A 13,874-nucleotide genomic window follows, 5' to 3' on the forward strand; every position below is an offset into this window, starting at 1 on the left:
ATTCTAGGAATTAGGGAGAGGGAAAAACAAAAAGTTAAACGATTTCTTAAATAAGCTAGTGAGAAACAATATATTTTTATACACTCTAAAAAGTAAGAGGCGAAGCCATTATGGTAGGAATCACTGTTCCTGGACAGTGATTGGAAAATTGCGGTTATGAATGATGTTCAGTTGGAGGTTGAGTAAATCATAAGCGATGATAATTATTATGACGGTGACGGGCTGGAATACTTGCTTAAGAAATTCAGTGAGTAATTGTAGTTGATTGGGGATCGACTTGATATAGCCGTATTTAAACTTCAGTAATGATGTTAAGGCAATAAAATTGCCTTAACATCATTTTAATCAAGATAAATTATTTATCCCACTCAAGCCGAGGATGTTTTGTTACACAGTCGATATGAACATTTGATTCTATGGTTCCACCAAATGTGTGGTTAGAACCAAAAGCGATATGTACAGTCTGGTAGGCTTTTTCATCCTCCAAAATTTTTCCGGTTATGCGCGCGGCGTGGTTTGTTCCAATACCTAGTTCGCACAGCAGCCTTCCATTTTCTCGGCCTAATAAAGCTAGCAGTTTTTCTCCATCTCCCCCAGTTGCGTCTATTAATCGACCTTTTTTTATTGTTAGGACAATGGGTTCTTGAACCAAACCAATTCCAGCAATGGAGCCATTGATTTCAATAGTTCCTTCGGATTTCTCCTCTAATGGAGCGATATATGCCTCCCCAGAAGGTAAGTTTCCAGACATTCCTTTTTCTTTAAACACTCCAGTACTCGCGATACCTTGTCTCTTTCCTATTGGTATGGTTAATTTATGATTTTCGCCAGTATAAATAGTCACTTGTTGATGAGCATTCAGTTTCCCTGTCATTTCCTTTGTTTCCCGCTCTACTCTTCCGTAATCCGCACGCAAAGCACCATTTAAAAACATATCTTCTGTGATTCCCGGCATTGTAATTACACTAATGTCCTTGGCATTCGCCTGTTTACGTGCAACAGTATGTGTCAAGGAATGCTTGGTAAGACAAAAGACCATATCAAAATTCAACATACGATTCGCGGCTTCACTAGGTGGCTCCTCGCCTGATTTAGTTCGATCTTCCATTACGTACAGATCCGTGTTCCATTCATCCGCTCTTAATGCACCTTCAAACTTACGACCAACATTTTCAGTACTTCGATCTGTCAATACCAGAATAGACGCTGATTTATCTAATGAAAAGTTTGTGCTTATAAGGCCTTTTACAATCGTTGCAAACTGAGACATGTTCAACATCCTTTCATGTGTTTATCAATTTTTGTAACTATACTAAAACATTTCAGCAACCGCAGCAAACACTAAATTTCTCGATGGTAGTATTGGTTTTTCAGTGTACCGGGACATATACTGTTTCATTTTGTCATCGTACCCCATACAATCAAGGATGATAGCTTGTATAGGCCACTCATCCATACGCTCTGCTACTTTCTGAAATTCCGTCCACTCTACTTGGTACGGTGTGCAAGAATCAAGCATACAATCTATTTCAGCTTCATTCCACTTGTCTAAAATTTCGGTTCGTTGTTCGGACAGGGGGACAACCACGCCAATTTCCTTTTCGCGGAACAAACCTTTTACGATTTGACTTACTATATAATCGGGGTACAAAATGGGCTTTGTCGAAGTAAATAACTCAAACTTCCCAGTACAAGCAACTAAAATAGCATCAATATGATCGTCCTGACAAGCAGCCACCAATTTACCCAGTTCCTGATCTACAAATTTCTTTTCCAGCCGTACTTTTGTACCATCGCGCAATCGAGAAACAAGCGTCTGTCCCGGCTGTGAAGAGACTAGTGTCTCAATTTCATCAGGTTTATACGAATCCAAAATTCCACGTTCCACTATATTCACATGCGGAATATATTTTTTGAAGGTTTCATGCATATCCTCTCGCGGACTTTGACCAATCGTTAAGACACATAATGTTTTCAACGTATCATCCCCTCATGGCGATATACTTCTTTTCCTTCTATATAAGTTGCAAGAACATTCGCTTTTGTCTCGAAGGGTTTGTGAGACCAAATTGCAAAGTCGGCATCTTTTCCTTTTTCTACAGAACCTACCTTATCGGCTATTCCCATAATAGCAGCTGCTGCACATGTAATACTTTCAAGCCCCGCCAACTCATCCAATCCATTTTTTACTGCCTCTACGACACAATAATAGAGATACTGTATTGGGATAAATGGATGGTCTGTCATTATAGCAAAAGGGATCCCTGTTTCATGGAAATGTTTCGGGCTCTTTGCTGTAGAAAAACGATTTTCATACTTTGTTGCCGGGGTCATATAAGGACCTAGTGTTACGGTAGCACCACTCGCCTTGATGGTATCAAGCATCAACATACCTTCCGTACAATGTTCAAGTGATAATTTGACATTGTACTCTTTTGCAATCCGAATAGCAGTTGCTATATCATCGGCCCGATGACAATGTAACCGAAGGGGCATTTTTCGTTCCAATACTTCCACAAACGGCGCTAACGCTGAGTTATCCTTAGATAGCTGGTCTCTTTCACTATCTTTTAGCTGTAGCACCTGGTTAAAGCCTTTGCGTATCAAGTGAGCCACTGCCATTCGGGTCATCGGCATCGTTTTATATTGATTACCAAACACATTTTTAGGGTTTTCTCCTAATGCTCCTTTTAATCCACTTCTTTCTATGAGTATCCTGTCATCAAAAGAAGCACCTGCTGTTTTTAATATACTCCATACACCGCCGATTGGATTAGCACTTCCCGCACCGGTTTGGACAGTTGTAACACCACCCATTACAGCCTGTTCAAATGAAAAGTGTCGTGGATCAATTCCATCCTTTGCATTCATTAAAGGGGTCCATGGACTTGAATATTCATTGGCATCATTTTGTCTTTCCGTAACTTCTGCCCATAATCCAACATGCGTATGCGCGTCGATTAATCCTGGCGTAATGAATTGACCTGTACAATCTATGACTTGTGCATCCGAAGGTAAATCTGTGTTCTTGCCTATCTTTGTAATCTTCCCTTCACATACCCAAATATCGGCATTCTGCAAAACTTCATTTGATTGGTTCATTGTGTATACTGTACCGTTACGTAAAACTGTAAGCATTAGCAATCTCCTTTACTATAAACTTCAGTACCTTTTATAAACGTTTTCAGTACCGTAGCCGTTATATTCATTGGGTGCTGATCCCAGATTACTAGATCACCAAACTTTCCAGTTTCAATCGTTCCCGTTATATGATCAATAGATAAAAGTTCGGCTGCTCCTTTTGTTAAGGCATAAAGAGCTTCATTCTCAGGTACGCCTTCCCGAATGGCTAGTGACGCTTCCAACTTCAAGTTGGAGGCACCGCTTTTTGGATGATCTGATGCAAAGACAAATTTTTTCTGTTGTTCATGTAAGACCCGATACATCGATGGGTGAAGTTTCATTAATTCGTTACGTTCTATAGGTTGAAAAGCAGGCCCTGCAATAATTTCTTGAACTTGACTAGACCAACGTTCATCTATCAGGGGATATTCTGTGGCATGGACGAGCGTGATAGATACACCCACTTCTTGCGCAATTCGCAGTGCTGTCTCTATGTCGTCTGCTCGATGGCAACGGATAAATATTCGTTTATCCTTCAGGTCTGAAGATTGAATAAGCATATGCATCATTCTTCGCATCTCCGCAGCAATTCCCATTCGAGTCAGCGGCTTTGCGGTGACATCAAAATAAGCCTGCTTAGGCACATCACCCATTGAAAATGATATACCTCCACCTTCTGTAATGCACATTTCCTCAAACGTACTTCCAGTAGAATGGATAACAGCCGTTACCGCACCAACAACACTTTCCGGGCCCGACATAATATGATTTGCAGTTACTCCGGCTTCCAGTGCATCTTTAAACGAAGTATCGAAAGGGTAAATCCCATCGCGAACGTGGAAGATCATTCCTTTCCCGGCATACGGTTCATAACTGTCATTACCTTCCTTGCCAATCCCTGATTCCTTTAAACCAACAGAAGAACATGTGTCTATCAATCCAGGTGTTACATACATTCCATTCACATCAATCGATATTTCAACTGTTTGATCTTTTAATTCATCTGTCACTTCACGAATCCAATGGTCTTCAAGCAAAATATCTTTTTTTAAAAAAGCCTTATGATTAGTGTCAAATACAAACCCATTACGAATCAAAACTTTCAACGTTATCGCCTCACTTTTCATATATCAAAGGAAAAAAGCAGAGCTACGAGTACTCTACTTTTTCCTTTGCTTCATATTTTATTGCTTCAACCAAACATTGGCACCGTTCGGATGCACAATTTGAATAGAGTTATCTGGTGACACATCAAACCCTTGTACTTTTTTATTAACCCCAGCAGTTGATTCTTGAACATCAATTTCAAGTCGAGGTACATCTTTTAAGATGATTTTCAATGCTTCTTGATACAACTTGGCACGCTCATCTTGATCTGCTGTATCAGAAAGTGCGCTGTTCAATAATTTATCTACTTCAGGATTTTCATAACCTTTACCATTACCCAATGCATTCAACTGATCCGTATGGAATAATTGGTATAAGAAGAAGTATGGATCTGGATACCATGACCAACCTCCAATTGACATTGGCGCATTTCCTTTGGACACTGTATCACTGTAAGTTCCCCATTCTACTACTTTAATCTCCACATCCACATTCAAGTTTTCTTTCATTTGGTTCTGGAAGATTGTCGCATATGGGACACGTGCTTCTGCTACATAAATTTCTGTTTTAAATCCATCTGGATAACCTGCTTCAGCAAGTAAGTCTTTGGCTTTTTCTGGGTCATAAGTTGGCACGAGTTCTTCCAACTCTTTATCGTAGCCCCATGAGCCTGGGGGTAGAGGCAGATAAGAGCGTGTAGCTCCTCCCCATTGGTTTACCCCTTCTACTAACTCATCAACATTCGTAGCTTTATAGATGGCTTCCCGTACTTTCGGATCGGCAGTCGGACCTTTCTTGTTATTTAAGTCTAAGTACGTAATTGATAAAGCTTGTTGTGTAAGCAACTCAAGATTCTCATCTTGTTCAACTAATGCACGATTTTGTCCTTTAACATCCATCGCGATATCAATATCGCCGGAACGCAAAGCATTTGTCATCATATTCGTGTCCGCAATTACTTTCATCTTCACAGAATCCACGTGAGGCTTCTCACCCCAATATTTATCAAAACGCTCTAGTGTAAGCTGTTGATCTTTCTGCCAATCTGTAATTTTGAATGGGCCGGTTCCGACTAGGTTTGCACCAAAGTTATCGCCCCATCCTTCTACTTCCTCTTTCGGAACAATGACATTCCCTGCATCTGTCAATACTGCCAATAAAGCAGCGTTGGCTTTTTCTAAATGTACTTCTACTTCATTTTCACCTGTTACTTCTACTTTTGTCACTCCGCGCAAACGATTCATAACCGACTCATTTGCGGATCTTTCTAAACTATATTTGACGTCCTCTGCTGTCATTTGACGTCCATCTTGATATTCACCAGGTTGAAAATAGACATCATCACGCAACTGGAACGTATACACTAACAAGTCGTCTGAGATTTCCCAGCTTGTTGCAAGTGAAGGTTTAATTTCTGATAAATCTTTACTGTAAACTACAAGAGTATCAGCCACAGATCTCATAACTTGAGATTCATACACACCCGTATATTTTACAGGATCTAAGGTTTGTGGATTAGCGGATAAACCAATCTGTAACACCCCACCATCTTGCGGTTCTCCACTATTTGAATCTCCACTGTTCGATGACTCTCCGTCTGTCGAAGAATTCTTTCCCGAACAAGCACCCAGTACTAACAATAAAGCCATGCTGAGTAAAAATAATCCTAGTACTCTTCTCCTCATCTCTCTCCCACTTCCCTCTGTTTCATATTGTGAACCAATGATTCACCGATTAAGATAGTTAATAATCTATCACAGAGATCTTTTCGTGTAAAGAGGTAATTTCAAATATTCTGATCCTTCATAAACTTAACAACATAATTACAGGAACAGAAAATTTACTATTTACTTTCAATTCTAACAATGCTAGAATTACGAATATTCACATTGTGAACCAGTGGTTCAAATTTTAGAAACAGAGGTGAAGGCGCATGGGGAAATATATAATCAAACGATTATTCGACTTACTTCCTACAGTTTTTGTAGTAGCAGTAATTGTATTCATCATTACACGACTGATCCCCGGTAATCCCGCTGCTGTAATGTTAGGACCAACAGCAAGCGTAGAAGATATTGAAAAATTAACTACACAACTAGGACTGGATCAACCGCTTTATAAACAGTTCCTTGATTACCTTTTGGGTTTATTACAAGGTGACTTTGGAACTTCCTTAAGTTATAACCAACCTGTTGCCCAATTAATAATGGAACGTTTTCCGAATACCGTGATTCTAGCTTTAGCTGCATTGGTCATTGCGTTACTCATCGGGATTCCTGCTGGCATGATCTCAGCTGCACGTCAAAACTCCGCGCTAGACTATGGCGTCATGCTTGTCTCATTACTTGGGGTTTCGATGCCAATATTTTGGCTAGGAGTTATGCTGGTTCTATTCTTCAGTGTGAACTTGGGGTGGTTCCCCGCAACAGGAATGGGGACACTCGACGATGGTTTACTTTCATATATAAAGCACCTCATACTCCCGAGTATTACTCTTGCTACGATTCCTATGGCAACCTTCGCCAGAATCACCCGATCGAGCATGTTGGAAGTTATTTCACAAGAGTACATTAAGACTGCACGTGCAAAAGGCGTTGCCGAGTTTTGGGTTATTTCAAAACACGTATTAAAAAATGCCTTAACACCTATTTTGACCGTCCTAGGTATGCAAATCTCCATGCTTTTAGGTGGTGCTGTTCTAACAGAAACAATTTTCAGCTGGCCGGGCATGGGCCGACTTATCGTCGATGCAATCGACAAACGTGATTTCGTCGTAGTTCAGGGGACCGTTCTATTCATTGCTATTATTTTCGTATTAGTGAACTTACTCGTCGATATCCTATATAAAGTTGTAAATCCAAGAGTCAATTATGAATCTAGCAAAGGAGGAGGACAGTAATGATGAATGTCCAACCGAATACTCCTGAAACTATTGCTATAGAAGAAGGAAATTTACCTGTTAACGAAAAAGTATTCTTAAAAAAGTTATTGAAAAACAAATTAGCTGCGATTGGCTTGGCTGTTACCATACTAATGATTCTTGTAGCTATCTTTGCACCTTTCATTGCTACGCATCCACCGAACGAAATGAATGTTGGGAACTCTTTGAAACCGATAGGAGCTGACGGACATTTTTTAGGGACAGACAATTACGGACGTGATTTATTTAGTCGTCTAGTATATGGAGCTAGAATTTCATTAATCGTTGGAGTATCAGCTGTTTTATTTGGTGCTATTTTAGGTACATTTCTAGGTTTGATTTCCGGTTATTTTGGCGGAAAACTCGATTCCATCATTATGCGTACAATGGATGGACTGTTCGCATTCCCATTCATTCTTCTAGCAATTACACTAATGACTGTACTCGGTCAAGGACTTGTGAATGTAATTATCGCGATTGGTATTGCAAATATCCCCGGCTTTGCAAGAATCGTTCGGGGACAAGTACTTAGTGTGAAAGAAGAAGAATATATCGAAGTCACACATTCTCTTGGAGCTACCCATTCACGAATTTTATTTCAGCATGTGCTGCCAAACTGTTTAGCACCGCTTATCGTTTATGGAACTATGAGTGTGGCAGGCGCCATCATTTCAGAGGCTGCGCTAAGTTTCCTGGGTCTCGGCGTTCAACCCCCTACTGCTTCATGGGGAAGTATCTTGAAAGACGGCAAAGACTTCTTAGTATTAAACCCGCAAATGGCTACATTCTCAGGACTCGCCATTCTGATTACAGTTTTAGGTATTAACTTATTTGGTGACGGCTTAAGGGATGCTCTTGATCCAAAGATGCGAGTGTAACTGATAGGAGGAATTAAAATGTCGGAAAATTTGCTATCCATAGAAGACTTAGATGTAGAATTCCGCTCTTCCTCTTCTACTGTCAAAGCCGTAAACGGGGTGAATCTGACATTGAAGAAAAAAGAGACGTTAGGAATTGTAGGGGAATCTGGATCAGGAAAAAGTGTAACAGCTACTGCTTTGATGCAACTCATTCCCTCACCTCCAGGCAAGATCAGCAACGGTAAAATTCTATTTAACGGTATCGATTTATTAACATTGTCCAAAAAAGAAATGAGATCTATTCGTGGAAATGAAATCGCTATGATTTTCCAAGATCCGATGACTAGCTTAAATCCTGTTTTCACAGTAGGAAATCAAATTATCGAAGCTATTCGACAGCATAAAAAAATATCTAAGAAAGAAGCCCGACTGGAAGCCATTGCGATGTTGAAAACAGTTGGTATACCTGAACCCGAGAAACGCATTGATATGTACCCGCATGAATTTTCTGGCGGCATGCGTCAGCGGGCTATGATTGCAATTGCTTTATCCTGTAATCCCAAGTTATTGATTGCTGATGAACCAACAACAGCACTTGATGTGACGGTACAAGCGCAAATATTAGAGCTGATGAAAGATCTGCAACAGACAAACGATACAGCCATCATCATGATCACTCATGATCTAGGTGTTGTCTGGGAAATGTGTGACAACATCATTGTAATGTACGCCGGAACTACGGTGGAATCTGGATCAGTAGAAACTATTTTCAAGAATCCATTACACCCTTATACGTGGGGACTGCTTGAATCACAAATCACAACAGACGTTCAGCACAATGAAAAATTACCGGCGATTCCAGGGAGTCCGCCAGATTTGCGGAAACCCGTACTTGGCTGTCCGTTTGTAGATCGTTGCCCTTACAGTGAGGAAGTTTGTCACACGAAAAAACCTGAATATATCGAAGTAGAGCCAGGACACTTTGCTGCCTGCCATTTTCAACATGAAACAAGTCGATTGGAGAAGAAGGAGGGAATGTTCGTTGACTGAGACAATTATTAAAGCGACAAATTTAAAGAAACACTTCCCTATTTTGGATCCAATGCCTTTTAAAAAATCTACACAAAGCGTCAAAGCTGTAGATGGGGTAAGTTTCGATGTATTCAAAGGAGAAACTCTCGGAATCGTAGGTGAATCAGGCTGCGGAAAGTCGACACTAGCACGATTGATTAATCAGCTCATCAGTCCGACTTCGGGATCTGTCGAGTTTAAAGGAAAAGACTTGGCTTCTCTTGGCATTAAAGAAATTCGCAGCGCCCGGAAATCCATTCAGATGGTATTCCAAAATCCCGACGCTTCATTAGATCCACGTAAAACTATTGAATCATTAATTGCTGAACCGTTAGTTATTCATAAGATTGGTACGAAAGAAAGTCGCAGAAAACGTGTGCATGAACTATTGGAAATTGTAGGTTTAAGTAGTTATCATGCCAGCAGATATCCGCATGAATTTTCGGGTGGTCAAAAGCAACGGATCAACATCGCTAGAGCGTTGACCTTAAATCCTGATGTCATTATCTGTGATGAGCCTGTTTCAGCACTTGATGTATCCGTTCAGGCACAGGTTATTAACTTGCTGAAAAGCCTTCAAAAAGAATTCAATTTAACCTATATATTTATCTCGCACGATTTGAATGTTGTTCGTTACATGTGTGACAGAATTGCGGTTATGTATCTAGGTAAAGTCGTAGAAACTGGTACATTCCAAGAAATTTATGAGGATCCTAAACATCCTTATACAAAGGCGCTTCTTTCTGCTATTCCAAAAGAGAATCCCTTTGAGCAACGAGAAAGGATTATTTTAAAAGGGGATGTTCCAAGTCCTGTAAATCCACCTACAGGCTGCCATTTTCACAAACGCTGCCCTTTTGTAATGGATATTTGTAAAAATACACGGCCTGAACTACAAGAATTAAATGAAGGCAACAAAGTTTCTTGTCACCTATATTAAAAATGGAGGAATAATAAATGTCATTAAAACACGTAGTAGAACTATTAGAGGTTATGGATGATCATTCTGTTTCAGGCGAAGAGGTGAAAAGCTATTTACAAAAAATTTCGCCGTCTGCCACTGTTTCTGTTCAAACTGTATTTGGAGAAAAAGGATCTACTGACTTCATTAAGGTGACCATTCCCGGTGTAAACGGTAAAACAAACGGTGGTTCAGCGAAAACACTAGGTATTATCGGACGCTTAGGTGGTATTGGCGCTCGTCCTGAAATGACTGGCTTTGTATCAGATGGAGATGGGGCGCTTGCCAGTATGTCGACAGCAGCAAAATTATTAGATATGAGTAATAAAGGGGATCGTTTACAAGGAGATGTTATTTTAACGACTCATATTTGTCCCGTAGCTCCAACTTCTCCACATGACCCGGTTCCATTTATGGGATCGCCAGTAGACATTTTAGAGATGAACCAGCATGAAGTAACAAAAGAAATGGATGCAATTCTTTCAATCGACACAACAAAAGGAAATATGATTACGAATCATAAAGGATTTGCAATCACTCCCACTGTGAAAGAAGGCTATATCTTAAAAGTCAGTAATGACCTTTTACATTTATATACTCAATCTGCTGGTATTTTACCCGTCACACTACCAATTACAACACAAGATATTACACCATACGGCAACGGCGTATACCATGTAAACAGCATCTTACAACCAGCAGTTGCTACCACAAGTCCAGTAGTAGGGGTTGCACTAACAACTCAAACCGCTGTGGCAGGCTGTTCAACAGGAGCAACACACCCAACAGATGTAGAACAAGCTGTCCGCTATGCCATTGAAGTTGCAAAGTATTATGGCGAAGGAAAATGTTCATTTTTTGACGAGAAAGAATTTGAGCATCTTGAAGCCCTTTACGGAAAAATGACCCATTTGCAAACTAAAGGAAACGAGGTAAATGCTTAATGACTAATTTGGAAGCCTTAAAACAATTCGTAATTGATGAAGTGGAAAAGAATAAAAATGAGCTGCTGCAACTATGCAGTTCATTAATTCAAATCCCCAGTGAAAATCCCCCTGGAGATTCCACAGAAATAAGTCAATTCATTGCAGATTACTTGAAAGAATCCAATGTTGAGTTAGACTGGCATGAGTCTGCTGACAAGATGTATAACCTATTAGCTTCTCAAGGTGCCGGCGACGGCAAGGAACTGGTCTATTGCGGACATACTGATGTAGTCCCGGCTGGTGATCTTTCGAAATGGGATTTCAATCCATTCTCTGGGGAGATCAAGGATGGATGGATGTTGGGTCGTGGCGCCAGTGATATGAAAGCAGGATTAGCAGGATTGATTTTCGTTTTTGGTTTGTTCAAACGATTGAATATCGAGCTGCCGGGAAAATTAACACTCGCTATTGTTCCTGACGAAGAAACAGGAGGAGAATATGGTGTACCTTGGTTACTTGAAAGAAAGTTAGTCACTGGAGATGGCGCTCTTATCGCGGAACCCTCCTCCCCTTTAAATCCTACTATCGGTCAAAAGGGATCTTATTGGTTCGAACTTGAAGTTTTCGGTGAACCCGGACATGGCAGTCTTTCTCCACTCGCAGGTAACAATGCAATAACAGATGCAATCAAGGCTATTGAAAAAATACAGGGATTATGGGAGTTAGATATACATATTCCGAAAGAAATACAGCCCTTAATTGAAGTTTCAAAACGCTATATGGAAGAGGTAGAAAAAGATAGAATTAAGTATCAACCAGTTCTAGAAAAAATTACAGTAAACGTAGGCACAATCAACGGTGGTACGAAATCCAATGTCATACCTGAAAGCTGTAAAGTACAAGTTGACTGCCGATTACCATTCGGCGTGACACATGCGCAAGTATCTGACTACTTAAAGCAAGAATTAGATAGTTTAAATATTCGCTACTCTATTAGACTATTCGGTTTTAAGAGCGAAGCCAATTATACACCTGCAGAAAATCCGGTATGTCGTGCAATTGTGGACAATATTAGCGCTATAACAGGAAAAGAGGCTTACGGTGTTATGCAGTGGGCAAGCAGTGATGCGAGACATTTCCGTGATCATAACATTCCTGTCTTGCAATATGGACCTGCTTATTTGCCTAGCATTCATGGATATAATGAAAAAGTACAAGTAGAAGATATTGTACGCTGTGCAAAGGTATATGCAGCCGCCGCCATTGATTTCCTTCATAATAATTAGTATTATTTACTTATATGGAAAATAGTTAATAATATATCAAAAGGAGTCAACTATGCTTAAAACAGTCAACTCGGCGTTAGCCATTCTGAAGATGTTTACGCGTGAAAAGACCGTCTGGGGCGGTAGAGAATTGGCGGCTGAAATGGGACTTAACCATACCAATGTCTATCGAATATTAGAGACTCTAGAGAGAAATGGATTCGTGTCTAAAGACCCAATCACCAAACAGTATAAACTTGGTTCCGCTGTTTGGGAATTGGGCACCATTTTCTATGAAAATTTGAATGTCCAAGAGATGATCAATCCACATTTACAAAAGTTATGTGATCAGACAGGCGAATCTGTATTTTTTACGGTCTTAGATGGAAATGAAACGTTAATGTTGACAGTCATCGAACCTGAAAATAAAGTGAAATTCCCTGTCACTGCTGGAAGTCGGGCTCCCCTATATGTTGGTGCCTCGTATCGCTCCATTCTTGCACATCTTCCAGAAAATAAAATTGAAGATATACTTCAAGGTGAATTGATCAAGTACACAGAAAATACCATGACCAATCCAGATGATTTACGAAGAGATCTTCAACAGATACGAAAAAATGGATATGCAATTAGCCATAACGAGTACACCCCTGACGTTGTCGCAATGGCTGTTCCCTTGATCATTGATGGTGATATTCTTGGTTCTCTTACCGTAGCGGGTCCTTCCTATCGTATTAATAAAACACAGCAATCCGAATTTATACCTTTACTTCAACAAACAAGGGATACAGTGCAATGGAATATGAAAAAATATAATTTGACTCTCTAAAAGACAGAGTATCAGCACTCCCCTGCTGGTACTCTGTCTTTTTTACTGTGAATAGAACACCAACAAGTTGCCTCTACAAAATCATTTGCTTATACTAAATGTATGAATACTCTTACAGCAAACCAAATCAAAGAATTGAATAGTTATAGCATCTATGTAAACGAGCCTGAGCATCCGGTATTCACCTTGACTGATCTACAGGATCCTTCGAAGGCTTCGGATTTAATTCAAGTGATGAAGACGGTGAGCCAAAGTCCAAATGACGTCATTGCAGCTTCATTTTTCATGCGTAGGATCGGAATGTTTTTTGCTATGCAGTTGTACAACTTAGCTGCCTACGATGAGATGTGGAAAGGACCACCAGATAATTTACGCTTTGGTGCAGTGGTAGAGTTCGGCAATCGAACCATCAGTATATTCATAGATGCATCCGATTGGCAGACGGTAGAGGAAGAAGATCGACAAACGAGAATTAGAAGCATTTTGGAAATGGCGCATGCAATTATCCTATCTCTTCGGACAGCTGTCCCAATTTCACCATTGACGTCATGGGAAAATATTTTCGGATTTTGGTTATGGCAATACCATGTCCTGCTTTCAGATCCTTCCACACAAATCGAAGCACGAGAAGATGTAGAGACACTAAAAGATGACTCACTATGGACAGGTATTTCCACTCATTCCAGATTCGCCAGCTATTTGAACGGCTACGAACCGTCCGTTTTATTGAACACAACCGTGCGCAAGACTTGCTGTTTTTCAAAAGATGTCCCCGGTTTGATGCAATGCGGATTCTGCCCACTAAAATAAGT

At 40.2% G+C, this 13,874-nt stretch carries 13 protein-coding genes; 8 read left to right on the top strand and 5 right to left on the bottom strand.

The window, feature by feature from the left end; genetic code table 11:
• Positions 1–355 precede the first annotated feature (355 nt).
• From B5D59_RS08365 to B5D59_RS08385, 5 genes are all read right to left on the bottom strand, one after another.
• Positions 356–1,270: an aminopeptidase gene (locus B5D59_RS08365; protein ID WP_245799486.1), complete on the bottom strand. Its 915-nt coding sequence runs from the start codon at positions 1,268–1,270 to the stop codon at positions 356–358.
• Between the two features lie 42 nt (positions 1,271–1,312).
• Complete coding sequence (locus B5D59_RS08370; RefSeq protein WP_078817605.1) at positions 1,313–1,978, bottom strand: AroM family protein; 666 nt, start codon at positions 1,976–1,978, stop codon at positions 1,313–1,315.
• Positions 1,975–3,138 (bottom strand): amidohydrolase, encoded by a 1,164-nt coding sequence (locus tag B5D59_RS08375; RefSeq protein WP_078817606.1) that lies wholly within the window; start codon positions 3,136–3,138, stop codon positions 1,975–1,977. Before B5D59_RS08375 ends, B5D59_RS08370 begins: the two co-directional genes overlap by 4 nt.
• Entirely contained in the window at positions 3,138–4,229 is a 1,092-nt protein-coding gene (locus tag B5D59_RS08380) for an amidohydrolase family protein (protein ID WP_176132535.1), read from the bottom strand. Before B5D59_RS08380 ends, B5D59_RS08375 begins: the two co-directional genes overlap by 1 nt.
• 78 nt (positions 4,230–4,307) lie before the next feature.
• Positions 4,308–5,915 carry an ABC transporter substrate-binding protein gene (locus B5D59_RS08385; protein WP_009766538.1) on the bottom strand — a complete coding sequence of 536 codons (1,608 nt, stop codon included), beginning with the start codon at positions 5,913–5,915 and terminating at the stop codon, positions 4,308–4,310.
• Positions 5,916–6,163: 248 nt separating this feature from the next.
• Here B5D59_RS08385 and B5D59_RS08390 point away from each other — a divergent pair, with 248 nt between their 5' ends.
• The 8 genes from B5D59_RS08390 (at position 6,164) to B5D59_RS08425 (ending at position 13,872) form a co-directional block, all read left to right on the top strand.
• Positions 6,164–7,129 carry an ABC transporter permease gene (locus B5D59_RS08390; RefSeq protein WP_078817608.1) on the top strand — a complete coding sequence of 322 codons (966 nt, stop codon included), beginning with the start codon at positions 6,164–6,166 and terminating at the stop codon, positions 7,127–7,129.
• Positions 7,129–8,028, top strand: coding sequence for an ABC transporter permease (locus tag B5D59_RS08395; protein WP_009766540.1), 900 nt, complete (start codon positions 7,129–7,131; stop codon positions 8,026–8,028). The genes B5D59_RS08390 and B5D59_RS08395 overlap by 1 nt, the downstream gene beginning before the upstream one ends.
• Before the next feature lie 18 nt (positions 8,029–8,046).
• Positions 8,047–9,060: an ABC transporter ATP-binding protein gene (locus tag B5D59_RS08400; protein WP_078817609.1), complete on the top strand. Its 1,014-nt coding sequence runs from the start codon at positions 8,047–8,049 to the stop codon at positions 9,058–9,060.
• Positions 9,053–10,021 (top strand): ABC transporter ATP-binding protein, encoded by a 969-nt coding sequence (locus B5D59_RS08405; protein ID WP_009766542.1) that lies wholly within the window; start codon positions 9,053–9,055, stop codon positions 10,019–10,021. Before B5D59_RS08400 ends, B5D59_RS08405 begins: the two co-directional genes overlap by 8 nt.
• 17 nt (positions 10,022–10,038) lie before the next feature.
• On the top strand, positions 10,039–10,986 hold the full coding sequence (locus B5D59_RS08410) for a DUF1177 domain-containing protein (protein ID WP_009766543.1): 948 nt from the start codon (positions 10,039–10,041) through the stop codon (positions 10,984–10,986).
• Positions 10,986–12,254, top strand: coding sequence for a M20 family metallopeptidase (locus B5D59_RS08415; RefSeq protein WP_078817610.1), 1,269 nt, complete (start codon positions 10,986–10,988; stop codon positions 12,252–12,254). Before B5D59_RS08410 ends, B5D59_RS08415 begins: the two co-directional genes overlap by 1 nt.
• Positions 12,255–12,306: 52 nt before the next feature.
• On the top strand, positions 12,307–13,062 hold the full coding sequence (locus tag B5D59_RS08420; RefSeq protein ID WP_078817611.1) for an IclR family transcriptional regulator: 756 nt from the start codon (positions 12,307–12,309) through the stop codon (positions 13,060–13,062).
• Positions 13,063–13,164: 102 nt separating this feature from the next.
• Positions 13,165–13,872 carry a hypothetical protein gene (locus tag B5D59_RS08425; protein ID WP_078817612.1) on the top strand — a complete coding sequence of 236 codons (708 nt, stop codon included), beginning with the start codon at positions 13,165–13,167 and terminating at the stop codon, positions 13,870–13,872.
• Positions 13,873–13,874 lie beyond the last annotated feature (2 nt).

It is taken from the genome of Sporosarcina newyorkensis (genome assembly GCF_900167515.1).
Lineage (GTDB): Bacteria > Bacillota > Bacilli > Bacillales_A > Planococcaceae > Sporosarcina > Sporosarcina newyorkensis.

Coding starts and splice junctions, on each gene's coding strand:
- B5D59_RS08365 (WP_245799486.1), bottom strand. CDS start 1,270: ATGTCTCAGTTTGCAACGATTGTAAAAGGCCTTATAAGCACAAACTTT.
- B5D59_RS08375 (WP_078817606.1), bottom strand. CDS start 3,138: ATGCTTACAGTTTTACGTAACGGTACAGTATACACAATGAACCAATCA.
- B5D59_RS08385 (WP_009766538.1), bottom strand. CDS start 5,915: ATGAGGAGAAGAGTACTAGGATTATTTTTACTCAGCATGGCTTTATTG.
- B5D59_RS08390 (WP_078817608.1), top strand. CDS start 6,164: ATGGGGAAATATATAATCAAACGATTATTCGACTTACTTCCTACAGTT.
- B5D59_RS08395 (WP_009766540.1), top strand. CDS start 7,129: ATGATGAATGTCCAACCGAATACTCCTGAAACTATTGCTATAGAAGAA.
- B5D59_RS08400 (WP_078817609.1), top strand. CDS start 8,047: ATGTCGGAAAATTTGCTATCCATAGAAGACTTAGATGTAGAATTCCGC.
- B5D59_RS08410 (WP_009766543.1), top strand. CDS start 10,039: ATGTCATTAAAACACGTAGTAGAACTATTAGAGGTTATGGATGATCAT.
- B5D59_RS08415 (WP_078817610.1), top strand. CDS start 10,986: ATGACTAATTTGGAAGCCTTAAAACAATTCGTAATTGATGAAGTGGAA.
- B5D59_RS08420 (WP_078817611.1), top strand. CDS start 12,307: ATGCTTAAAACAGTCAACTCGGCGTTAGCCATTCTGAAGATGTTTACG.
- B5D59_RS08425 (WP_078817612.1), top strand. CDS start 13,165: ATGAATACTCTTACAGCAAACCAAATCAAAGAATTGAATAGTTATAGC.